Raw genomic sequence first — 22,056 nt, forward strand, 5'->3', positions numbered from 1 at the left:
ATGACCGTCAAGCTGCTGGCCCCGATCGCCATGGAAGAAGGTCTGCGTTTCGCCATCCGTGAAGGCGGTCGTACCGTCGGCGCCGGCGTCGTCGCCAAGATCCTGAAGTAATTCGGATCACTTAAGCAGCACACAACCAGCGGGGGCGCCTGCCGCCCTCGCCCCTCGTTCTTTAGGAAACGCCATGAAAAACCAAAAGATCCGTATCCGCTTGAAGGCTTTCGATTACAAGCTGATCGATCAATCGGCCGCTGAAATCGTCGACACCGCCAAGCGCACGGGCGCCGTTGTCCGCGGCCCGGTGCCGCTGCCCACGCGTATTCGTCGTTACGACGTGCTGCGTTCGCCGCACGTCAACAAGACGTCGCGTGACCAGTTCGAAATCCGTACCCATCAGCGCCTGATGGACATCGTTGATCCCACCGACAAGACCGTTGACGCCCTGATGCGTCTGGACCTGCCGGCCGGCGTCGACGTCGAAATCGCGCTGCAGTAAGGCGTATCGCGAGCCCGCTACCTTCGCCAGTGGACTTGTGAAGAATGGCCGCAATCCTTCGGGACTGCGGCCATTTTGTTTTTGCGCCACAGCCTGGCGCGCGGCGGGCGGGGCCGGCGGCCTTTTACGCTAAGTGCTTGTGCTGCCTGGAAAAAACATGCTAATATGCCAAGCTTGCCATTTTGTGGCAGGTCTAACTATGGTGAGGCGCGCGCAAATCCGGGATTTTCCGGGCGAGCAACCCCAAGCCAGGTTGAACATAGTCGTAGGGCAAAGGCCGTTACCTTTTGCCTGATTAGCCCCGACCAATCGCAGTCGGGAATGGAGAAAACGATGTCGAATTCGACACCCACGCCCGCCGCTCATCGGCTGGGGCTGGTGGGTCGCAAGGTCGGCATGACCCGCATTTTTACCGAGGAAGGTGAATCCATCCCGGTGACCGTGCTGGACGTGTCGAACAACCGCGTGACCCAAGTTAAGTCGCTGGAAACCGACGGCTACGCCGCGATCCAGGTGGCTTATGGCGCTCGTCGCGCCTCGCGCGTGCCGCAAGCACAAACGGGCCACTACGCCAAGGCCGGCGTTGAAGCCGGTAGCATCCTCAAAGAATTCCGCCTTGATCCCGCTCGCGCCGCTGAATTTGCGGCCGGTTCCGTGATCGCCGTGGAATCGGTGTTCGAAGCCGGCCAACAGGTCGACGTCACGGGCACCACGATTGGTAAGGGCTTTGCCGGTACCATCAAGCGCCACAACTTCGGCTCGCAACGCGCCTCGCACGGTAACTCCCGTTCGCACCGCGTTCCCGGCTCGATCGGCCAAGCTCAAGATCCGGGCCGCATTTTCCCGGGTAAGCGCATGGCGGGTCACCTGGGTGATGTCACCCGCACCGTTCAAAACCTCGACGTCGTTCGCGTTGACGTTGAGCGCGGCCTGCTGCTGGTCAAGGGCGCTGTCCCCGGCCACGCTGGCGCCGACATCGTCGTGCGTCCGGCCATCAAGGCCCCGGCCAAGAAGGGAGCGTAAGTAAATGGATCTCAAGCTCCTGAACGACCAAGGTCAGGCCGCGACTTTCAGCGCGCCCGACACGATCTTCGGCCGTGACTTCAACGAAGCGCTGATTCATCAGATCGTGGTGGCTTTCCAAGCCAATGCCCGTGCCGGCAACCGCGCTCAGAAGGATCGCTCGGAAGTCAAGCACTCGACCAAGAAGCCCTGGCGCCAGAAGGGTACCGGCCGCGCTCGCGCCGGTATGACCTCGTCGCCGCTGTGGCGTGGCGGTGGTCGGATTTTCCCGAACTCGCCGGAAGAGAACTTCAGCCAGAAGGTCAACAAGAAGATGTACCGCGCCGGGATCCGCTCGATCCTGTCGCAGCTGGCTCGCGAAGACCGCATCGCCGTCGTCGAATCGTTCGATCTGGAATCGCCCAAGACCAAGGCTGCCGCTGCAAAGCTGAAGAGCCTGGGCCTGGACTCGGTCCTGATCATCACCGACAACGTTGATGAAAATGTTTACCTCGCCACCCGCAACCTGCCGCACGTTGCCGTTGTCGAGCCCCGTTATGCCGATCCGTTGTCGCTGGTCCACTACAAGAAAGTGCTGATCACCAAGCCGGCCATCGCTCAACTCGAGGAGATGCTGGGATGAACGCTGAACGCTTGATGCAAGTCATTCTGGCTCCGATCGTGACCGAAAAGGCCACGTTCGTCGCTGAGAAGAATCAGCAAGTCGCTTTCCGTGTCGTGGCTGACGCTACCAAGCCGGAAATCAAGGCTGCCGTCGAACTGCTCTTCAAGGTGCAGGTCGAGTCCGTGCAGGTCCTCAACCGTAAGGGCAAAGTCAAGCGCTTTGGCCGATTCGTTGGCCGCCGTCGCAATGAGCGCAAGGCTTACGTCTCGCTCAAGGACGGCCAGGAAATCGACTTTGCGGAGGTGAAGTAAATGGCCCTCGTAAAAGTTAAGCCGACTTCGGCTGGCCGCCGTGGCATGGTGAAGGTTGTCAGCCCGAACCTGCACAAGGGTGAGCCCTACGCGCCGCTGCTGGAAAAGAAGACCCGTGGTTCGGGCCGTAACAACAACGGTCACATCACGATCCGCCACCGTGGCGGCGGTCACAAGCAACACTACCGTGTCGTCGACTTCCGTCGCGACAAGGATGGCATCCCCGCGAAGGTCGAGCGTCTGGAATATGACCCGAACCGTACGGCGCACATCGCTCTGCTGTGCTACGCCGACGGCGAGCGTCGTTACATCATCGCTCCGCGCGGCCTGGAAGTGGGCGCCACGCTGATCTCGGGCGTCGAAGCCCCGATCCGCGCCGGCAACACGCTGCCGATCCGCAACATCCCGGTGGGTACGACGATTCACTGCGTCGAAATGCTGCCCGGCAAGGGTGCCCAGATGGTCCGTTCGGCCGGCGCTTCCGCCGTCCTGCTGGCCCGCGAAGGTACCTACGCTCAAGTGCGTCTGCGCTCGGGTGAAGTCCGCCGTGTGCACATCGAGTGCCGTGCCACCATCGGTGAAGTCGGTAACGAAGAACACAGCCTGCGCCAAATCGGCAAGGCCGGTGCAATGCGTTGGCGCGGTATTCGCCCGACGGTTCGTGGCGTCGCCATGAACCCGGTCGATCACCCGCACGGTGGCGGCGAAGGCCGTACCGGTGAAGCACGCGAACCGGTCAGCCCGTGGGGCACCCCGGCGAAGGGTTTCAAGACCCGTCGCAACAAGCGGACGAACAATATGATCGTCCAACGGCGCAAGCGCAAGTAAGAGGCGAACACTATGTCACGTTCGATCAAGAAAGGCCCGTTTGTCGATGCTCACCTGATCAAAAAGGTGGACACGGCCGTCGCGGGCAAAGACAAGAAGCCGATCAAGACCTGGTCGCGTCGCTCGACGATCCTGCCCGAGTTCATCGGTCTGACGATCGCTGTGCACAACGGCAAGCAGCATGTTCCCGTTTACATCAACGAGAACATGGTCGGTCACAAGCTGGGCGAGTTCGCGCTGACCCGTACGTTCAAGGGTCACGCCGCGGACAAGAAGGCGAAGAGGTAAGCGATGGAAACTACTGCCATTATCCGTGGGGTTCACATCTCCGCTCAAAAGACGCGTCTGGTTGCGGATCTGATCCGCGGTCAGAAGGTCGGCCGTGCGCTCGAGATCCTCACCTTCTCGCCGAAGAAGGCCGCCGCCATCCTGAAGAAGGCTGTCGAGTCCGCCATCGCCAACGCCGAGCACAACGACGGTGCCGATATCGACGAACTGAAAGTCACCACGATCTTCGTGGACAAGGCTCAGTCGATGAAGCGCTTCTCCGCTCGCGCCAAGGGCCGCGGCAACCGTATCGAGAAGCAGACCTGCCACATCACGGTCAAGGTCGGAGCTTAAGGAGTCACGATGGGTCAGAAAATTCACCCCACTGGGTTCCGTCTCGCGGTCACCCGTAATTGGTCCTCGCGTTGGTTCGCCGACGACAAGGCCTTCGGCAGCATGCTGGCCGAAGACATCCGCGTCCGCGAGTACCTGAAGAAGAAGCTCAAGAGCGCCTCCGTCGGTCGCGTGATCATCGAGCGTCCCGCCAAGAATGCCCGCATCACCGTCTACTCGGCTCGTCCGGGCGTGGTGATCGGCAAGCGCGGCGAAGACATCGAAAGCCTGAAGGCTGATCTGCAGCGCCTGATGGGCGTGCCCGTGCACGTCAACATCGAAGAAATCCGCAAGCCGGAAACCGATGCTCAACTGATCGCCGACTCGATCTCGCAACAGCTCGAGAAGCGCATCATGTTCCGCCGCGCCATGAAGCGCGCGATGCAGAACGCCATGCGTCTGGGTGCCCAAGGCATCAAGATCATGAGCTCGGGCCGTCTGAACGGTATCGAAATTGCTCGCACCGAGTGGTATCGCGAAGGCCGTGTGCCGCTGCACACCCTCAAGGCCAACATCGACTACGGCACCTCCGAAGCCCACACCACGTATGGCGTGATCGGCATCAAGGTCTGGGTCTACAAGGGCGACATGCTGGCCAACGGCGAACTGCCGCCGGAAACCGCCGCCCCGCGTGAAGAAGAACGTCGTCCGCGCCGCGCTCCGCGTGGTGATCGTCCGGACGGTGCTCGCACCGGTCGTCCGGGTGGTCGTGGCCGTGGTCCCCGCAAGGCGGACGCTGCTCCGGCGCCTGAAGGAGAATAACCATGCTGCAACCCTCTCGCAGAAAGTATCGCAAAGAGCAGAAGGGCCGCAACACCGGTCTGGCGACCCGTGGTACCCACGTGTCGTTCGGCGAATTCGGTCTGAAGGCCACCGGCCGTGGCCGTCTGACCGCTCGCCAGATCGAAGCCGCTCGTCGTGCCATCAACCGTCACATCAAGCGCGGCGGCCGCATCTGGATTCGCATTTTCCCGGATAAGCCCATCTCGCAGAAGCCTGCCGAAGTCCGTATGGGTAACGGTAAGGGCAACCCGGAGTACTGGGTCGCCGAGATTCAGCCCGGCAAGGTGCTCTACGAAATGGAAGGGGTTAGCGAAGAGCTCGCGCGTGAAGCTTTCCGCCTGGCCGCTGCCAAGCTGCCGATTTCGACCACGTTCGTCGCGCGTCATATCGGTGCTTAAGGAGTACTAAGACATGAAAGCCAGCGAACTCCGTTCGAAAGACGCCGCCGAGCTCGGCAAAGAGCTCGAAAGCCTGCTGAAGGCACAATTCGGTCTGCGTATGCAGAAGGCCACGCAGCAGCTTGCCAACACCAGCCAGCTGCGTAACGTGCGCCGCGACATCGCGCGCGTGCGTACCTTGCTGACCGAGAAGGCAGGGAAATAAAGATGAGCGAAACTCAAAACACCCAAGTGGCCAAGCGCCAGCGTACGCTGGTCGGCAAGGTCGTCAGCAACAAGATGGACAAGACTGTCGTCGTTCTGGTTGAACGCCGCGTCAAGCACCCCATCTTCGGCAAGATCATCATGCGTTCCGCGAAGTACAAGGCGCACGATGAGTCGAACCAGTACAACGAAGGCGATACGGTTGAAATCGCTGAAGGCCGTCCCATCTCGCGCTCGAAGTCGTGGCGCGTGGTGCGTCTGGTTGAAGCCGCACGTATCATCTAAGTGCCAGCTTTCGGAACGGCTTGCCGTTCCGGGCTAGAAAGGCAAGGGCTCAGGCCCTTGCCTTTTTTTTGCCATAAATATCGTCATCGGGCGTTTTATTTCCGGTATTTTTCCCATCTGGCCCCCAGATCGGACTCTCCGGTAGAATCAGCTATTACGCCACGCTGACTCCAGATCCCGCCGTGACTCCCGAATACAGTCTGCTCTCGTTGAATCAGGTGTGGGCAATGTTGGCCGCCCGCGCGCGGCTGGTCGCCCGGGTGACCCTGGCCACGCTGGCGCTGACCTGCCTGCTGCTGCTGGTGCTGCCGCGCGTGTGGACGGCATCGTCGGACGTCTTCATCGACTACCGCGAAAACGACCCGATCAACGGACGCTCGTTTTCAGCGCTGCTCGACGAAAGCTATATGCAGACGCAGATCGACATGATCCGCAGCCAGGCGGTCGCCGACCATGTGATCTCGACCCTGGAGCTGCTGTCGGGACCGGACGCGGCGCAGGGCACCAAGGCGCACAACGACCTGGTGGAGTACATCCGCCGCAACCTGGAAGTCGTCAAGCAGCAGAACAGCCGCGTGCTGACGGTGTCGTTCTCCGCCAATACGCCGCAGAAGGCGCGCGAGTTCACCAACGCGGTGGTCAATTCCTACCTGGCGGTCAGCCAGAACATCTCGTCGGCGGCGGCGCGCGCGCGCAGCGAACAGTATTCCGCGCAGCTGGAGCAGTTGCGCGGCGAGGTGGACGCGATCCAGGACAAGCTGACGCGCTACCAGCAGGAGACCGGCATCGTCGATACGGAGCAGACCGGCGGCGATATCGACGTGCGCACGCTCAACGACATGACGACGTCGATGCTGACGCTGGACGCGCAGCTGGAGGCCGCCAAGGCGCGCAACGAAACCACCGAACGCCTGCTCAAGAGCGGCATCCGTCCGGAGGACCTGCCCGAGGTGGGGCAGATCGCGCCCATCAACGACCTGCGCAACGGCCTGACGGTGGTGGATCACCAGCTCGGCCAATTGCGCGGCTCGCTGGGGCCCAGGCACCCGACCGTGGCGGGGCTGCTGGCGCAACGGTCGCAGATGCTGGCCGATATCTCGCGCCAGTCCAAGGCCGCCATCGAGGCGCAGCGCGGCGAGCTGGAGCGCCTGCAGACCCAGAAGGCGGCGCTGCAGCGTGACATCGAGGCGCAGCGCGCCAAGGTCCTGGACCAGATGGCCAAGCGCGATCGCATCGCGGCCTACCGGCGCCAGTTCGCCGGCGTCGAGCAGGTCTACCAGACCGCCCTGCAGAAGTACGACGGCATCCTGATGGCCAGCAACATCTCCCTGCCCAACCTGGCGGTGCTGCGCGCGGCCGACGTGCCGACCTCGCCGTCGCGCCCGAAGGTGCGCAGCAGCCTGGCGCTGGGCCTGGTGGTGGGCCTGCTGGCGGGCCTGGCGCTGGCCATGCTGCTGGAACTGAGCCGACGCCGCATCCGCTGCGCCGAAGACCTGGAGCGCAACACGCGCCAGCCCGTGCTGGGCCGCATCGGCCGTAACCCGACTCCCGCGACGGTGACGTCATGAGCGATTCCACGCTGCGTCCTCTGTTTGACCGGCTCAATCAGCAGCAGGCCGCGGAGATGGCGCCGAGCCAGGCGCCCGATACCGTGCCGGGCGAGAAGATGGGCGAGCGCTTCGTGCGCCTGGGGCTGCTGACCGAGGACCAGGTCCAGCACGTGGTCCAGCTGCAGCAGGCCGAGCGTCTGCGCTTCGGCCAGGCCGCCGTGAAGCTCGGTTTCGTGTCGGAAGCGCGGGTGCAGTCGGTGCTGGCCGAACAGTATCGCTACGACTATGCCCCGGCGCAGCAGGGGGATATCCATCTGGCGATCGCGGCGGCGCCGTTCAGCCGCGAGGCCGAGGCGATCCGCCAGGTGCGCGCCGAGATCTCGATCCGCCTGGAAGACCTGCCGCGCATCGCGGTGGCGGTGGTGAGCCCGGATGACAGCGAGGGCCGTGCCTACCTGTCGGCCAGCCTGGCGCTGGCGTTCGCGCAGACCGGCCGCCGCACGTTGCTGGTCAACGCCAATCTGCGCGCCAGCGGCCAGGACGATATCCTGGGCGGCGCCAGCGGCGCGGGCCTGTCCTCGATCCTGGCCGGCCGCGCGCCGGCGGGCGACAGCCGCGCCGTGCCGGGCTTTCCGACGCTGGGCGTGCTGGATGCCGGGCCGCAGCCGCCCAACCCGGCCGAACTGCTGCGCGAACCGGCGCTGGACCGCCTGCTGGCGGCCTATGCCGACCAGTACGAGATCTTCATCGTGAACACGCCGGCGGCGGCCCACTCCTCGGATGCGCAGAGCATCGCGCGCCAGGTGGATGCCTGTGTGCTGGTGGCGCGCAAGGACGTGACGTCGTTGAGCGCCCTGACGCGTACCGCGGAGGTGCTGGAGACGGCCGGCGTGCGCGTGCTGGGCACGGTCTACAACGAATACGAGCCGGATGCCCCGCAGGGCTGGAAGGACCGGCTGCGCGCGCTCCTGCCGGCGCGGCTGCGGCGTTGAGGAGCGCGGCCATGGGCGCGCCCGCGGTCGTGGCGGTTGGCGGACAGAGCCGGGGCGACCGCTGGGCCGTCTGGCTGCTGGTGGGGCTGAGCCTGCTGTTCGCCATCGTGCCGGACACGCTGTCGGTCAACGCGGTGGGCCCGGAAGCCAACCACACCATCGAACAGGGTTCGATGCTGCGCCAGGTGCAGTACGGGTCGTTGTTCCTGGGCGCGCTGTTCGTGCTCTGGCATCACGTCCGACCCGCGCTCATGAACCTGCGCGCGTCCAATCTGTTCCTGATGCTGCTGGTGTTCTATTGCCTGGCCAGCGCGACCTGGTCGCCGTATCCGGACATCACGATCAAGCGCACCATCATTTTCGCGGGCCTGGTGCTGATCGGGCTGACCGTGGCGCCGCCCTTCAGCAGTCCGCGCCAGTTCCTGCGCGTGATCCTGGGCACCTACACGATCGTGCTGGTGCTGTCGTGCCTGGTGGCGGTGTTCATTCCGAGCATGGGGGTGGACACCCTGCTGGGCAATGCCTGGCGCGGCATCACCTGGCAGAAGAACATGCTGGGTTCGATCGCCGGCTTCGCCGTGTTGCTGTGGCTGCGCGAATGGCTGATGACGCCGTCGATCCGGCGCCTGAGCGCGGTGGGGCTGCTGTTCAGCGTGTTCATGCTGGTGATGGCCAAGAGCGCCACCGCCATGCTGGTGACGGGGCTGGGCGCGGGGGTCTACCTGCTGACGCGCAAGCGGTTCTTCGGCGGCCGTCATACCGGGCAGATCCTGATGCTGGGCGCGCTGCTGGTGGCGCTGTACTTCCTGCTGATGTTCTACGTGGCGGTGGGCCGCATGCCGCGGGTCGACGACGTGGTGCTGGTGGTCACGTCGCTGTTCAACAAGAGCAATGACCTGACCGGCCGTGGCGAGATCTGGGCGCTGGTGGACATGGCCATCCAGCGGCATCCCGTCTGGGGCATCGGCTACAGCGCCTTCTGGGTGGGCGAGGGCGGTCCGGCGCAGTTCATCGCCGACAAGCTGGGCTGGCTGCCGGGGCAGGCGCACAACGGCTACATCGATATCCTGCTGGACCTGGGCCAGGTCGGCATGGGGCTGTTCCTGGGCTGCCTGCTGTGGCACGTGGTCAGCATCATGCGGCTGTTCAAGATCGACCGCGAGGATGCGGCGATGCACCTGGCCATCTGCGTGACGATCATGGTCAGTAATTTCTCGGAAAGCCAGATCCTGCGCGACACCAATTTCCAGAACATCATGTTCATCTATTCGTCGCTGGCGATCAGCGGCCGCCTGGCGATGGAACGCTGGCGGCGGCGCGCGGCGGTGGAGTCCCAGCCGGCGCCGCCGCCTGTCCGGGCCGCCGCGGCGCGGCCCTACGCCATCCGCCGGGAGCGCGAGGCATGATGCGCTGGCGCGCCGTGCTGGTTCTGGCGCTGATGTGGGTGATGAGCGCCGCGACGGCCGCGCCCGCGGGCTGGTTCGGCTTCGAGATGAATCCGGCGGCGCTGTCGGGCGCGCCGGATGTGTCGGCGCTCAACCGGCCGCTGGACGCGGCTTCGCGCATTGTCGTGCGCGACGGGCATTTCCATCGTGTCGGCGCCGACGGCCAGCCGGGCACGGGCGATGACACGCGGGTGCGGTTCTTCGGCGTGAACCTGACGTTCGGCGCCAACTTCCCTGATTCCATCGAGGCCGCCACGCTGGCGCGGCAGTTGCGCAAGCTGGGCTTCAACGCGGTGCGTCTGCATCATCTGGATTCGCTGCCGTCGGATTATCCGGACGCGCCGATCAGCATCCTGACCACGGGGCCGTTTCCGACCTTCAGCCCGACGGCGGTGGCGCGGCTGCGGGGCCTGATCGAGGCGCTGGCGCGCGAAGGCATCTACGTCAACCTGAACCTGCACGTGGGCTATCGCTTCCGCCCGCGCGTGGACGGCCTGCCGGCGCTGGATGGCGGCGCCGACATGCCGCCGTTGACCGCGCCGATCCATGTGTACGACCCGCGCCTGATCGCGATGCAGGAAGACTACGCGCGGCGGCTGATCCAGGCGCTGGGCCTGAAGGACAATCCGGCGCTCGCCATGGTCGAGCTCAACAACGAGTCGTCGCTGCTGGCGGCGTGGCTGGGGCCGGATTGGCTGGCGGCGATTCCGTCGGCCTATGCGCCCGAACTGCGCAAGCAGTGGCGCGCCTGGCTGATGCAGCGCCACGGGTCGCTGGCGCAGGCCTGCGCCGCCTGGGGCGGATGCGCGGGCGGCAACGACAACGCGGTGGAGTTCCCGGTGCCGGGCCAGCAGCAGCCGCTCTACGAGAGCGGCCTGGCGCAGCTGCGTTCGGGCATCGCGCGGCGCGTCAGCGCGTGGTTCGGCAGCGATGCCAAGGTGGATCTGCGCGAACGCGATTTCCTGTTGTTCCTGGCGGCGACCGACCAGGCCTATTTCGAGCGCCTGCGCCGCGTGGTGCACGAGAGCACCGACGCGCGGGTGCCGGTGACCGGCACGCAGATGGGCTATGGCGGCCTGCTGAATTTCGATTCCCAGGTCGCCATGGACTACATCGACGAGCACTTCTACGTCGGCCATCCGGACATCCGGGCCAACGACGACTGGCGCATCCCGGACCTGACTGCCAGCGGCAACGAATTCGGCCGCGTGCTGGCCCTGTCGCTGCGGCGCGACGCCAGGCGGCCGTTCGTGGTCAGCGAATTCAACCAGCCTTTCCCCAACCCCCGTGGCGCGGAAATCCTGCCGCTGATGAGCGCGGTGGGCGCCCTGCAGGACTGGGATGGCCTGTTCTACTTCGACTACAGCGATGCCCAGCGCCTGCCGCAGTCGCCATCGCGCTTCGCGCTGAGCGGCGATTGGGGGCGCATGGCGCTGGCGGGCCAGAGCGCTTTGCTGTTCCGCCAGCCGCTGCTGGCCGCGCTGCCCGACGCGATCGCCTTGCCGATGGGTCCGCAGCAGCGCCTGCAGCTGGGCGCCGACCGGCGCTTCGATGCGATCACCACCGGCCTGGCCGACGGCCTGGGCGCAAAGCCGCAATGGGCATTGCAGGGCCGGGTGGGGTTGGACCTGGCCGCGGCGCCCGGCACGGCGCTGCCGGGTCTGCCGAACGCGACGCCCTTGCTGAGCCACGACGCGTCGGCGGGCCGCATCGTGATCGACGCGCCGGCCCTGTGGGCCGTGTTCGGCGCCACCGGCAGCGGCCGTATCGGCGGCCCGTCGGTCTGGATGCAGTTCGACGCGGCGGGCGCGGCCAGCGCCATGCTTACGCCGCTGGACGGCCAGCCACTGGCGCGGTCGCGGCATATGCTGCTGGGCCTGGGCAACGACACCACCGGCACGCAGCCGGGCTCGATGCCGGCCCGGCCCAAGATGCGGGTGCCCTATCGTGGCCAGGGCGCCTGGTCCACGCTGGAGCCGGACGCCGGTTCGGCCGGCCCGTCGGGCGATTACGCCACCCGGCCGCCGGCCTGGCTGCGCCGCACGCCGGCGCTGCTGGGGCTGGCGCCGCGCGGCGGCCGGCTGTCGGTCTATCCGCTGGATGGCGAAGGCCGCCGCCGGGCCGCGTTGCCGGCCGCCGAGGCGAGCTCGGGCGCCGACGGCGTGCGCGTGCGGGTGCAGGCCCGCGATGACGGCGCCAGTCCCTGGTATGAACTGGTCTTCGAGGATGCGCCATGAGCTTCGGTCCCATCAGCGTCTGCATCCCCACCTATCGGCGGCCGCTCATGCTGAGCCAACTGCTGGACGACCTGGCGGCGCAGACGTTGGCGCCGTCCCAGATCGTGGTGGTGGACAATGACGTCGCGGGCAGCGCGCGGGCCGTGGTCGAGGCGCACCGCGGCGCGTTCGAGGCGCGGGGCGTGGCGCTGGACTACGCCGTGCAGCCCGAGAAGAATATTTCCCTGACGCGCAATATGACGGTCGCGCTGGCGCGTGGCGACTGGCTGGCGATGATCGACGACGACGAGCGCGCGCCGGCCCAATGGCTGGCGCTGCTGGCGGCGGCGGCCCGCGATCATGGCGCTGACGGGGTGCAGGCGCCGGTGGTGCCCGACATCCCGGCGAGCGCGCCGGCCTGGGTGCGCCGCGGCCGTTTCTATGAATGGCCGCGTTTCCGCACCGGCGAGGAAGTGCCGCGCAATGCCCTGCGCACCGGCAATTTCTTCATCGCGGCCGATTGGCTGCGGCGCCAGGCGCAGGTCTTCAATCCGGCCTATGGCCTGACCGGCGGCGAGGACGGCGACATGCTGATGCGCCTGGTCGGCCAGGGCGCGCGCCTGATCTGGTGCGACGAGGCCCACGTCACGGAGCCGGTGCCCGAAAGCCGCATGCGGACCCGGTGGATCCTGAAGCGCGCCTTGCGCGGCGGGCAGGATTTCGCCATCCACTTCGAAGCGGGCCGGCTGGGAAACCGTCGCCCCGCGATCATGCGCCGGGTGGTGTTCTACGCGCGGGCGGTGACGCAGATGACCGTCGCCGGCGTGTTGGCGCTGGTATCGTGGCCGCTGGGCCGGCATCACGCGGTGCACTGGCTGGGCCGCGCCTATGCCAACTACGGAAAACTGTCCGTCCTGTGGGGCGGGCATTACCAAGAGTACGCTTGAGCACATGGCCGGCTTCCTGCACCTGATCCTGTTCATCATCGCCTTGCCCGTCACGGCGGCCACCGCCTATCTGGGCCTGCTGACGCTGCTGTCGGCGCGCCTGCCGCGGCCGCAGCCGCAGCGGCGCGACATGCGCTTCGACATCCTGGTGCCGGCGCACAACGAGACCGCGGTGATCGAGCGCACGGTGCGCAGCCTGGCGGCCATCGACTGGCCGCGCGAGCACTACCGCATCATCGTCATCGCCGACAATTGCACCGACGATACGGCGGCGCTGGCGCGCGCCGCGGGCGCCGAGGTGATCGAACGCCACGACGACCAGCATCGCGGCAAGGGGTATGCGCTGGAGTACGGCATCGCGCGCAGCGCGGCCGACGGTTTCGCGCACGCGGTCGCGGTGATCGACGCCGACACCGAGGTCACGCCCAACCTGCTGGCCGCCTACGCCGCGCGCATCGAGCAGGGGGCGGCCGTGATGCAGGTGCATTACGGGGTGCTCAACCCGGACGAATCGTGGCGCACCCGCATCATCACCATCGCCTATGGCGCCTTCCATGCGGTGCGGGGCCGCGCGCGTGAACGGCTGCGCGCTTCCAACGGGCTGCGCGGCAACGGCATGTGCATGACGCACGCGCTGCTGCGCGAGGTGCCGTTCAATATCCATTCGATGGCCGAAGATCTGGAGTATGGCGTGGTGCTGGGCCTGCACGGTCACCGCGTGGTCTATATCGACGAGGCCAGCGCCGACGCGGAGCTGGTGGCGTCCGAGCGCGGGTCGCGCACGCAGCGCCAGCGGTGGGAGGGCGGCCGCCTGGCCGTGATGCGGACTTACGTCGGCCGACTGCTGCGCCAGGCCGTCACGCGGCCGAGCTGGATCTGCCTGGAGCTGGCGATCGACCTGCTGACCATGCCGCTGGGCTACATCGCGCTGCAGATCGGCGCGTTGCTGGTGCTGGGCGGGCTGGCCGCGTGGCTGCTGCCCGGCGCCGGGCTGGCCATATGGCCGCTGTTGGCGCTGGTCCTGCTGGGCGTGCTGGCGCTGCACGCGCTGCGCGGCTGGCAGCTGTCGCCGCTGGGGCCGCGGGCGCTGCTGGACCTGCTGCGCGTGCCGTTCTTCGTGCTGTGGAAGCTGTACGTGCTGTTGCGCAACCGGCGCAACAAGCACTGGATCAAGACCGATCGGGATACCAAGTGACGCGGACACGCCTCTCCGCCTCGCGCCTGGCGCGCCTGTTCGGCAGCTCGATTGCCGACCAGGCCATGCTGTCGGCCGCCAACTTCGGCGTCGGCCTGATCCTGATCCGCTACGCGGCGGAAGCGCAGTACGGCTATTACATCCTGGCCTTCAACACCATGATGTTGCTGACGACGCTGCAGGGCACCTTCATCGGCACGCCGATGGTGATCCGCCTGCCCGCCCTGGACGAGGCGGCGCGGCGCCAGTGGATGGGCAGCTTGCTGCGCGACCAGAAATGGCTGGGGGCGGCGGGCGGCGCGCTGGCGCTGGCCGTGGCGCTGGCCGGCTGGGCCATGGGGTTGTTCGACGGCGAATCCACCCTGGTGGTGGTGGCGGCCATCGGCCTGGTGCTGGCGGCGCTGTACCGCGAATACCTGCGCGGCATCCTGTTGATGTACCACCGTCCGCAACAGGTGCTGGGCGCGGACGCGATCTACGTGGCGGTGCTGCTGGCCGGCTGCGCGCTGGCGGTGAAGACGCCGGTGGCGGCGGCCGGCGCGCTGCTGGCGGGCACGATGGCGGCGCTGGCCTGCGCCGGCGTGCTGCGCCGGGTGCTGGCCAGTGATATCGAGCGCGACGCGGCGCCCGGCCGCCTGCGCGAGATCGCCCGCATGGGGTTCTGGGCGGCCTCGGGCGGCGTCATCTATTGGTTGTTCAACCAGGGCTACAACTTCCTGACCGCGGCCACGCTGGACCTGGCGGCGGTGGCGGCGCTGGCCGCTTCGCGCCTGACGCTGATGCCGATCAACCTGCTGCTGGCCGGCATGCAGAAGCAGCTGACGCCGCTGGCCTCCGTCTGGATGCACGGCATGGGCGCGCGCCGCACCCTGCGCCGCCTGATGCTGTTCTCGCTGGCGCTGGCGCTGTTCACGCTGCTGTACGGCGCGGTGATCTGGCTGCTGCGCGACTGGATCTTCCTGGACCTGATGCGCAAGGATTTTCCGCAACGCGACCTGTTGCTGGTGCTGTGGATCGGCCTGTTCGTGCTGATGGTGATCCGCGAGCCGATCATGATGGTGCCGCTGCTGCGCCAGCGCTTCCGGGCGCTGAGCGCGGCTACGCTGGTCTGCGCGCTGATCGCGTTGGCGATAAGCTATGTGGGCATGCTCCAGCTGGGCCCCATCGGCGCGGTGATCGGCATCCTGACCGGCGAGGCCTGCTATGGCCTGGCGGTGATCGTCATGGCGTGGCGCGAAGTGCGGCGCGATGACGGTGACGCCTTCCCTTCTTACCGTACCAGGTAATCGTACATGGACATTCTCTCGATTCAGTACCTGCGCGGCGTCGCGGCCATGATGGTGGTGCTGGTCCACCTGTATCCGCAGCTCGAGCGCATGGGCTACCAGGGCTACTGGCCGCACTGGCTGGCCGCCGGCGTCGACATCTTCTTCGTCCTGAGCGGCTTCCTGATGTGGATCACCACGCGCGGCAAGAAGGTCGGCGTGCTGGAGTTCTACCGGCGCCGCGCGGTGCGCATCATTCCGCTGTACTGGGTGCTGACCTCGGTGGCGGTGGCGGTGATGCTGATCGCGCCGCAGCTGCTGCAGACCACCCGCTTCGGCCTGTTCCACGTGATCGCCTCGTATCTGTTCGTCATGGTGCCGAATCCGGCGGGCCTGATCGAACCGGTGCTGACGGTGGGATGGACGCTCAATTACGAGATGCTCTACTACGTCATCTTCGGCCTGACGCTGGTGCTGCCGACGGCGTGGCGCTTCGCGATCACGACCCTGGTGCTGCTCGGCCTGAGCATGCTGGGATGGTTCGTGGTGGGCGACGACACGCCGATCCTCAAGGTCTACACGTCGGACATCGTGCTCGAGTTCGTGCTGGGCATGGCCGTGGGCTGGTGGTTCTCGCGGCCGCACAAGGGCGGATCGGCGACGCTGGGCTGGACGCTGGTGCTGGGCGGCTTCGTCGTGATCGGGCTGATGTCGGTGCTGGCCCCGAATGCCTCGCGGCCGCTGGCGCAGGGCGTGCCGGCGGCGGCGATCGTGGTGGGCGCGATCCTGCTGGAACGCTTCCAGGCGCTGCCGCGCCTGAATTTCCTGCACAAGCTGGGCGATGCCTCGTATTCGCTCTACCTGTCGCACGCCTTCGTGCTGTCGGCCGTGAGCCAGGGCTGGCGCAAGCTGCACCTGGACAGCCTGCCGGGCGGCCAGGTGGCGTTCTGCGTCGTCGGCATCCTGGCCTGCACGGTGGCGGGCCTGCTGGTCTACCAGCTGATGGAGCGGCCGCTGATCAATATCTTCAAGAAGCCGCGCGAGCAGGAGGCCTCCAAGGCCGCTACCCGCCGATCCGTAGCCGGTCTTTGAGCAGGCGCAGCCAGCGTTTGTGGCGGCGCGCCGCGGCGCGCTGCGGCGTCCAATCGATCATGCTGTCGTGGATGTCGTAGTGGCCGCGCTGGGCGTCGGGCACCTGGCCCGATTCGACCGCGGCGATCAGTTCCGGCAGCCTGCGATAGAACTCCGCGCCGCGATAGGGCGGGTGCAGTGACCACAGACCGGGCGCCGCGCCCAGCAGGTCGACGCGGTGCAGGCCGTTGGCGCGCAGCACCTCGCTCAGGATGACCTCGGCCTCGCGCACGTCCGGGGGATTGCCCAGCAGGTGCGATTTGGTCCGTTGCACGGCGCCGGGCCGCAGCAGCGGCAGGTGGCCGAGCGTGGCGCGCAGCCGTTCCATGTCGAGCATGAAGATGCGCGTGCTGGCATTCTGGAAACGGTAGGCGGGGGCGCCGGCGATCTCGACGCGCTCGGGCGCGGGCAGGCCGTGGCCATGGACCGCGGCGTCGGTGCGCGGCGGGCCGGGGAAGGGGCCCGTCAGCAGCACGGTGGGATCCTGCTCGGTGTAGGCGATGGCCTCTTCCACCCAGGTGTGGCTGCCGCCGCCGAACAGCATGTCGCCGTCGAAATGCACGATGTGGCGCGCCTGGCTGTGATGCATGCCGTAGAAATAGGCGTAGAACGGGCCGCCGTCCCAGGCCTTGACGGGGATGTCGTCGGCGCCGAAGAACGATTGCGCCACCTCGCGGCGGGCCGCCGGCGCGTAATCGACCTCGATGACGTCGAGCTTGGGCATGTCGCGGCGCAGGTCCTGCGCCAGGGCCAGCAGCTTGGACCGGTATTCGTCGAAGTGCGTGCCGCGATAGCGGCCCGAGCGGCTGCGGTGCGTGTCGATGGTGACGAGGATGCGGTCAACCATGGGCGCCCAGACACGGATCTGGTGCGGCAGCAGCAGCGCCGCATGGGGATAGTCCATGGGGTACATGCTGATCTGGGCGGCGACGCGATAGGGGTAGGCCACGGCCGGTTCTCCTGGTTGCGGCGGCATCATGTCCGGGGCGCGGCGACGGTGGCCGCGAGACCCTGTTGCAGGGAGGTCCAGCGCAGGCCGAGCTGCTGCTCGGCGCGGGTCGAGACCAGCCGGATGGGCTGGCGCCAGAGGCGCGCCAGCGACGGCGGAATCGGCGGCGGCAGGCGCAGGCCCACGCGCCGCAGGCCGATCTCGGCGATTTTCAATGCCGGCGCCAGCAGGTGCGTTTCGATCTTCAGGCGGCGCGCGCCGATGCGCTTGAGCGGCACGGCGCCGAGCGCGCGGGCGTAGGCCAGGAAGTAGCCGTTCCAGTCGGGCGCATCGGCCATGGCGAGGTTGTAGGCCGCGGCGCCGGCCGGCGCGCGCAACCCGGCCAGCACGGCCGCCACGACGTCGTCGATGTAGACGAGGTTGCTGCAGCCGTCGCCGGCCGCGCCCAGGTCGCCGATGCGGTGCGCGCGCAGCAGGTCGGCGATGCGCAGGCTCCACTGCGGACTGTCGGGGCCGTAGATGCAGCCTGGCCGCAAGGTGACGACGGCGTCGCGCGCGGCCAGCAGCCGTTCGGTTTCGACCTTGGCGCCGCCATAGCCTTGAAGGTTCGCGGCCATGGGGTGGTCTTCGCTTATGTCGCCGCGCGCCGCGCCATAGACCGCCATGGAGCTGAAATGCACTAGGCGCGTGGCGCGCGCGTCGAGCGCGGCCGCCAGCGCGCGGGCGCCGGCCGTCATGGTGTCGGGGGAGCCGGCGACGCAATTGACCGCGGCGTCGACGTCGCCGAGGGCGCGCGTCACCGCGGCCGGATCGGCGGCGTCGAGCACGATCTCGCGGCCTTGCTGGCGCGCGCGGCGCACGCCGGCCACGGGTTCGGCCCAGTCGCTGGCGGTCAGCGCCGCCACCACGCGCCGGCCGACATAGCCGTTGGCGCCCAGGACCAGGATGCGTTGTTTCATGTGCGGGTCTCCGTGGCTACGTCGCTGGGCGCATGGACGCGGCGCAGGTGATCGGCCAGGCGCAGGGCCAGCGCGACGATGGTCAGGGTCGGGTTGGCCTGGCCGGAGGTCGGGAAGACCGCCGAGCCGGCGATGTAGAGATTGGGGGTTTCGTGCACGCGGCAGTCGGCATCGACCACGCTGTCGCGCGGATCGTGCCCCATGCGCGTCGTGCCGATATGGTGGCCGCCGTAGGCGCCGTAGCGCGTCATCTCGGCCTCGACCTGGGCCGGGTCGTAGTCGAAGCGGCCCACGCCGCTGGCCGCCAGCGCCTCGGCCAGCGCCGCCAGCGCGGTCTGCACGGTGGCTACGTCGCGCGGCGTGTAGCGCCAGTCGATGTGCAGGCGGCGCATGCCGAGCGCGTCGACGTCGTTGCCCAGCGTGACGCGGCTGTCGGGGTTGGGCTCCTGCTCCGCGTGGAAGTCGAGGCTGTAGCGGCGGTTGCGCGGGTGGACGATGATGGACGGAAACTTGCGCGCGGCCAGCTTGCGTTCGGTCAGCATGTGCCACATGAAGCGCGCGGTGGCCGGCGCGCCCAGCAGCACGTTGCGCAGGTGGCTGAGCCACAGGCCGAGTGAACCCGGCGTGTCGCCATACAGCCGCTTGGCGTATTCGTAGGGCACGACGGGACGGGCCAGGTACAGCGCCGACAGAACGCCGCTGCCGTGCCCGGGATCCGGAATGCGCGGATGGTGCAGGCGCGCGATGAAGTTGCCGGCGTGCAGGCGGCGCTGCGCCTCGGGTTGCAGGGCCAGGCGCCGGCGGCAATAGATGCCTTCGTCGGAGACCTCGTAGCCATGCCAGACGGAACGGGCGCCGGCCAGGTCCACGTTGCCGATGGTGCCGGCGATGTGGCACATGTAGTAGCGGCCCACCACGTCGTGGGCGTTGCCCAGTCCGCGGCCGCTGGCGCCGGGGTTGGCGAGCAGCAGCCGCGCGGTTTCCAGGCCGCCGGTGGCGAGCACGTAGGCGCGCGCCCGGACCGTGAAGACATTGTTGCCGGCCAGCGTGCGGACCCGGGCCGGGCCGACGGGGGCGCCGGCCGCGCCGCTGTCGAGCTGGCACAGGTTGGCGTTCTGCAGCACGCGCACGGGGCCCTGGCGCAGCCGCTCGGCGTAGCGCCAGCCGAAATCGGTGGGCACGCTGAAGCGTTCCAGCGTGTCGGTGGAGAACTCGGGGCTGTCGAAGCCTTCGATCATCGGCCGCACGGGGCGATGGAAGGCGGTCTCGACGGTGTAGGCGAAATCGCCCGCTTCGCACAGCTGGTTGGCGCGCGGGTAGTAGGGCCGCAGGTCGTCCAGGCCGATGGGCCAGCCGCTGTGCGCGATGTAGTCGCGCGGCTCGAAGTCGATGGGATCGAACGGCATGCAGCGGCCACCCCAGATGGTGGTGGAACCGCCCATGCGGCGCTGGCGGTAGCGCTCGGGCTCGGGGTGCATGCGCGCGTCGGCGACGCTGCCGGCGTAGAGCGCCTGGGTGGCCTTGTCCTCGGCCGGGCCGCCGCTTTCGAGCAGCACGACATCCAGGCCGCTGTCCAGCAGGGCCAGGGCCAGCGTGATGCCGGCGGCGCCACCGCCGACGATGCACAGATCGGCGGTGAGGATCGAGCCGTTCGGAATGGTGTTGGCGTCCAGGATCATCGTGTCGCTCCGGGCAGGCGCCGCAAGCCTGGCGCCGCGCGTGCGCGGACCAGGGGCATCAGTATCGCACGGCGGCGCCCGCCGGCAGCTTCAGCGTTTCGTGGATGTAGCCCGCGAAGGCGGTATAGCCGGCGATGTTCGGATGCACGCCGTCGGCGAACATGCCCGGCGCCAGTTTGAGGAAATCGTTGGTGCCGCCGCTGGACCAGTACAGGTAGTCGACGACCCGCACGTGCGGGTACTGGCGCGGCAATTCCTGCAGCAGCCAGTCGTTGAAGGCGCGGGTCAGTTCGATCATGGGCGGCGTCATGCCGAGATAGGCGCCGACGTTGTCCACGACCAGCGGAATGCCCAGCTTCGCCGTGGTCTGCGCGAAGTAGGTGAAGTTGTCCTGCAGGGTCTGCAGCGGCACCATGCCGACGGCGACATCGTTGATGCCGACGTGCAGGTACGCCAGGCTCGGTCGCGTGCCGGCGGGCAGGGTGCGCGCGCCGCGGCCATCGCCGGGATCGTATTCCTCGGCCAGCACGTCGCGGCGCCAGCGCGCGCGGACCTGCGCCGACATCTGGCCGCCGATGCCATGGTTGAAATGGAACACGCCGGAATAGCGCGCCAGTTCGTAGGAGAGCTGGCCCGGGTTGGACGGATAGTCCGGCACGAATTGGCCCTGCACGTTCAGGCGGCCCTTGCGCTGGATCTCGCCTTCGGCGATGGAGTCGCCGACCACCACGGCGTAGATGCGCGGGTCGCGCGCCCAGGCGGGCAGCGCGGCGCATCCCGGGGCCAGCAGCAGGGCCGAGAGCAGGGTGCGGCGGTTCATCAGAAGAAGCGCTCGTTGACGTGGATGACGTCGCCTGGCTGGACCGCGTCGGTCAGCTTGGCGCGCCGGTCGGTGATCTCGCCGGTCAGCGCGTCGGTGCGGTTGAGGTCGATGCGGCTGTCGGAGGCGCGCGGCGTCAGGCCGCCGGCGACCGCCAGGGCGCGCATGATGTTCAGGCCCTGTTCCAGCGGATAGGCGCCGGGCTTGCCGACTTCGCCGTAGACGTAGAAGCGCGGCGCTTCCGGCACGAACACCACGTCGCCCGGCTGCAGTTCGGTGTCCTGCAGGCTCTGCGAGGGCGACTGGCGATTGCCGACGTACAGATTGATGCGGTCGTTGCCGCCGCCGGCGCGGCGCACCAGGGTGGCGACATCGCCGGCGCCGCCGGTGGCGCCGCCGGCCATGGCCAGCAGTTCCAGCACCGACAGTTTGCCTTCGATCGGGTAGCGGCCCGGCCGCGCGACCTGGCCCAGCACCGACACGATGCGGCTGCGCAGCGTGACGACCTCGACAGACACCTGCGGATCGGTCATGAAGCCCTTGCTGCGCAGGTCCTGCTCGATGCGTTTGCCGATGGCGGCGGGCGTGAGGCCCGAGGCGCGGATGTTGCCCAGCATGGGCACCACGATCTGGCCGTCGGCGTCGACGGTGGCGCGGGCCTGGGTGCCGCCGGTGCCGAGGATGTTGATGTTGAGCGTGTCGCCCGGTCCGACCGCGCCAATGGCGCTGCCGATGGCCTGCTCCAGGGCGGGGTCGACCGGCGCCGCGGCGGCCTGGCGCGGCGGCTGCACGACGCCGTTCTCCGGCAGCCGGTTACCGGCCATGTTGCGGTCGGTGCCGCGGTCGCCGCTGCCGCTCTTGACCGCGGGCGGCACGGCCGGCGGCGTATAGGCGGCGGGCGGCGGGGGCGGGGCGGCGACCGGCGTGGTCGGTTGCGGGCGCACGGGCGCGCCAACGGGGGCGGGCGGGGTGTAGGCGGGGGACTCGTAGGGCGCGTTGTAGCGCTTGAAGTCGTTGTCGGGCGAGGTGGCGGCCGGACGGGACGGAGACACGGGGTCTGGAATCGGCAGGTCCTGCGCGCCTGCCGGTTGTGCACAGGCCAGCAGCGCCGCCAACATCGCTCTTCGCCACATCGTCGTCAGACACGCCACGTTATTCTCCGATCCTTTGGTTAAAGGTTGCGCGCGTCCAATAGTAGCCGAAGCAAAACGCCACACTACGGGTATTTTAAATACAATACGCGCGTGCCGGCTCGATGAATGTGGTTTTCTCAAACGCAAACGTGAGACCATTGTTCCCGAGCTTACCGCCCTTCG

General features: G+C 67.7%; 25 protein-coding genes. 20 read left to right on the forward strand and 5 right to left on the reverse strand.

Annotated features, from left to right (window positions below; all coding sequences use genetic code 11):
* The 20 genes from H0523_RS25395 to H0523_RS25490 form a co-directional block, all read left to right on the forward strand.
* The coding region (locus tag H0523_RS25395; RefSeq protein WP_128829795.1) for an EF-Tu C-terminal domain-related protein at nucleotides 1-111 on the forward strand (111 nt) is incomplete at its 5' end.
* 73 nt (nucleotides 112-184) lie between these two features.
* Nucleotides 185-496, forward strand: coding sequence for a 30S ribosomal protein S10 (gene rpsJ, locus H0523_RS25400; RefSeq protein ID WP_003806903.1), 312 nt, complete (start codon nucleotides 185-187; stop codon nucleotides 494-496).
* 333 nt (nucleotides 497-829) lie between these two features.
* Nucleotides 830-1,519: a 50S ribosomal protein L3 gene (gene rplC, locus H0523_RS25405; RefSeq protein ID WP_006392074.1), complete on the forward strand. Its 690-nt coding sequence runs from the start codon at nucleotides 830-832 to the stop codon at nucleotides 1,517-1,519.
* A gap of 4 nt (nucleotides 1,520-1,523) precedes the next feature.
* Nucleotides 1,524-2,141 carry a 50S ribosomal protein L4 gene (gene rplD, locus H0523_RS25410; protein ID WP_006389605.1) on the forward strand — a complete coding sequence of 206 codons (618 nt, stop codon included), beginning with the start codon at nucleotides 1,524-1,526 and terminating at the stop codon, nucleotides 2,139-2,141.
* Nucleotides 2,138-2,434 carry a 50S ribosomal protein L23 gene (rplW, locus tag H0523_RS25415; RefSeq protein ID WP_006216557.1) on the forward strand — a complete coding sequence of 99 codons (297 nt, stop codon included), beginning with the start codon at nucleotides 2,138-2,140 and terminating at the stop codon, nucleotides 2,432-2,434. The genes rplD and rplW overlap by 4 nt, the downstream gene beginning before the upstream one ends.
* Nucleotides 2,435-3,262 (forward strand): 50S ribosomal protein L2, encoded by an 828-nt coding sequence (gene rplB, locus H0523_RS25420; protein ID WP_054430952.1) that lies wholly within the window; start codon nucleotides 2,435-2,437, stop codon nucleotides 3,260-3,262.
* A 12-nt stretch (nucleotides 3,263-3,274) separates the two neighbouring features.
* Nucleotides 3,275-3,550, forward strand: coding sequence for a 30S ribosomal protein S19 (gene rpsS / locus H0523_RS25425; protein WP_006216555.1), 276 nt, complete (start codon nucleotides 3,275-3,277; stop codon nucleotides 3,548-3,550).
* A gap of 3 nt (nucleotides 3,551-3,553) precedes the next feature.
* Nucleotides 3,554-3,883 (forward strand): 50S ribosomal protein L22, encoded by a 330-nt coding sequence (gene rplV / locus H0523_RS25430; RefSeq protein WP_006389608.1) that lies wholly within the window; start codon nucleotides 3,554-3,556, stop codon nucleotides 3,881-3,883.
* Between the two features lie 9 nt (nucleotides 3,884-3,892).
* Nucleotides 3,893-4,684, forward strand: a complete 792-nt coding sequence (rpsC, locus tag H0523_RS25435; RefSeq protein ID WP_006389609.1) for a 30S ribosomal protein S3 — start codon at nucleotides 3,893-3,895, stop codon at nucleotides 4,682-4,684.
* A gap of 2 nt (nucleotides 4,685-4,686) precedes the next feature.
* Nucleotides 4,687-5,103, forward strand: a complete 417-nt coding sequence (gene rplP / locus H0523_RS25440; RefSeq protein ID WP_006389610.1) for a 50S ribosomal protein L16 — start codon at nucleotides 4,687-4,689, stop codon at nucleotides 5,101-5,103.
* A gap of 13 nt (nucleotides 5,104-5,116) precedes the next feature.
* Entirely contained in the window at nucleotides 5,117-5,308 is a 192-nt protein-coding gene (gene rpmC / locus H0523_RS25445) for a 50S ribosomal protein L29 (protein WP_003806912.1), read from the forward strand.
* Between the two features lie 2 nt (nucleotides 5,309-5,310).
* Nucleotides 5,311-5,592, forward strand: coding sequence for a 30S ribosomal protein S17 (gene rpsQ / locus H0523_RS25450; protein WP_006216549.1), 282 nt, complete (start codon nucleotides 5,311-5,313; stop codon nucleotides 5,590-5,592).
* A 182-nt stretch (nucleotides 5,593-5,774) separates the two neighbouring features.
* Entirely contained in the window at nucleotides 5,775-7,160 is a 1,386-nt protein-coding gene (locus H0523_RS25455) for a GumC family protein (RefSeq protein ID WP_255353236.1), read from the forward strand.
* On the forward strand, nucleotides 7,157-8,134 hold the full coding sequence (locus tag H0523_RS25460; RefSeq protein ID WP_054430948.1) for a CpsD/CapB family tyrosine-protein kinase: 978 nt from the start codon (nucleotides 7,157-7,159) through the stop codon (nucleotides 8,132-8,134). The genes H0523_RS25455 and H0523_RS25460 overlap by 4 nt, the downstream gene beginning before the upstream one ends.
* Before the next feature lie 11 nt (nucleotides 8,135-8,145).
* Nucleotides 8,146-9,540 (forward strand): O-antigen ligase family protein, encoded by a 1,395-nt coding sequence (locus tag H0523_RS25465; protein ID WP_054430947.1) that lies wholly within the window; start codon nucleotides 8,146-8,148, stop codon nucleotides 9,538-9,540.
* Nucleotides 9,537-11,816: a glycoside hydrolase family 5 protein gene (locus H0523_RS25470; RefSeq protein ID WP_054430944.1), complete on the forward strand. Its 2,280-nt coding sequence runs from the start codon at nucleotides 9,537-9,539 to the stop codon at nucleotides 11,814-11,816. Before H0523_RS25465 ends, H0523_RS25470 begins: the two co-directional genes overlap by 4 nt.
* Nucleotides 11,813-12,742, forward strand: a complete 930-nt coding sequence (locus H0523_RS25475; RefSeq protein WP_054430943.1) for a glycosyltransferase family 2 protein — start codon at nucleotides 11,813-11,815, stop codon at nucleotides 12,740-12,742. The genes H0523_RS25470 and H0523_RS25475 overlap by 4 nt, the downstream gene beginning before the upstream one ends.
* A gap of 4 nt (nucleotides 12,743-12,746) precedes the next feature.
* Nucleotides 12,747-13,937, forward strand: a complete 1,191-nt coding sequence (locus H0523_RS25480) for a glycosyltransferase family 2 protein (RefSeq protein ID WP_054430941.1) — start codon at nucleotides 12,747-12,749, stop codon at nucleotides 13,935-13,937.
* Entirely contained in the window at nucleotides 13,934-15,223 is a 1,290-nt protein-coding gene (locus tag H0523_RS25485; protein ID WP_054430939.1) for a lipopolysaccharide biosynthesis protein, read from the forward strand. Before H0523_RS25480 ends, H0523_RS25485 begins: the two co-directional genes overlap by 4 nt.
* A gap of 6 nt (nucleotides 15,224-15,229) precedes the next feature.
* The gene (locus tag H0523_RS25490; protein WP_054430937.1) at nucleotides 15,230-16,294 is read left to right on the forward strand and encodes an acyltransferase family protein; all 1,065 of its coding nucleotides are present in this window, start codon (nucleotides 15,230-15,232) and stop codon (nucleotides 16,292-16,294) included.
* Here H0523_RS25490 and H0523_RS25495 read toward each other — a convergent pair.
* Genes H0523_RS25495 through H0523_RS25515 form a run of 5 tightly spaced genes read right to left on the reverse strand, consistent with a single transcriptional unit; the run spans nucleotide 16,266 to nucleotide 21,792 of the window.
* Nucleotides 16,266-17,282 (reverse strand): capsular biosynthesis protein, encoded by a 1,017-nt coding sequence (locus H0523_RS25495; protein ID WP_082380333.1) that lies wholly within the window; start codon nucleotides 17,280-17,282, stop codon nucleotides 16,266-16,268. The two genes, H0523_RS25490 and H0523_RS25495, sit on opposite strands and share 29 nt — an antisense overlap.
* 26 nt (nucleotides 17,283-17,308) lie before the next feature.
* Nucleotides 17,309-18,241 (reverse strand): NAD-dependent epimerase/dehydratase family protein, encoded by a 933-nt coding sequence (locus tag H0523_RS25500; RefSeq protein WP_054430935.1) that lies wholly within the window; start codon nucleotides 18,239-18,241, stop codon nucleotides 17,309-17,311.
* Nucleotides 18,238-19,920, reverse strand: coding sequence for an FAD-dependent oxidoreductase (locus tag H0523_RS25505; protein ID WP_054430933.1), 1,683 nt, complete (start codon nucleotides 19,918-19,920; stop codon nucleotides 18,238-18,240). The genes H0523_RS25500 and H0523_RS25505 overlap by 4 nt, the downstream gene beginning before the upstream one ends.
* Nucleotides 19,921-19,978: 58 nt before the next feature.
* Nucleotides 19,979-20,740 carry an SGNH/GDSL hydrolase family protein gene (locus H0523_RS25510; RefSeq protein WP_054430931.1) on the reverse strand — a complete coding sequence of 254 codons (762 nt, stop codon included), beginning with the start codon at nucleotides 20,738-20,740 and terminating at the stop codon, nucleotides 19,979-19,981.
* Entirely contained in the window at nucleotides 20,740-21,792 is a 1,053-nt protein-coding gene (locus H0523_RS25515; RefSeq protein WP_156350052.1) for an SLBB domain-containing protein, read from the reverse strand. Before H0523_RS25515 ends, H0523_RS25510 begins: the two co-directional genes overlap by 1 nt.
* Between the last annotated feature and the right edge of the window lie 264 nt (nucleotides 21,793-22,056).

It is taken from the genome of Achromobacter insuavis, assembly GCF_902859645.1.
GTDB classification, from domain to species: domain Bacteria; phylum Pseudomonadota; class Gammaproteobacteria; order Burkholderiales; family Burkholderiaceae_B; genus Achromobacter; species Achromobacter insuavis.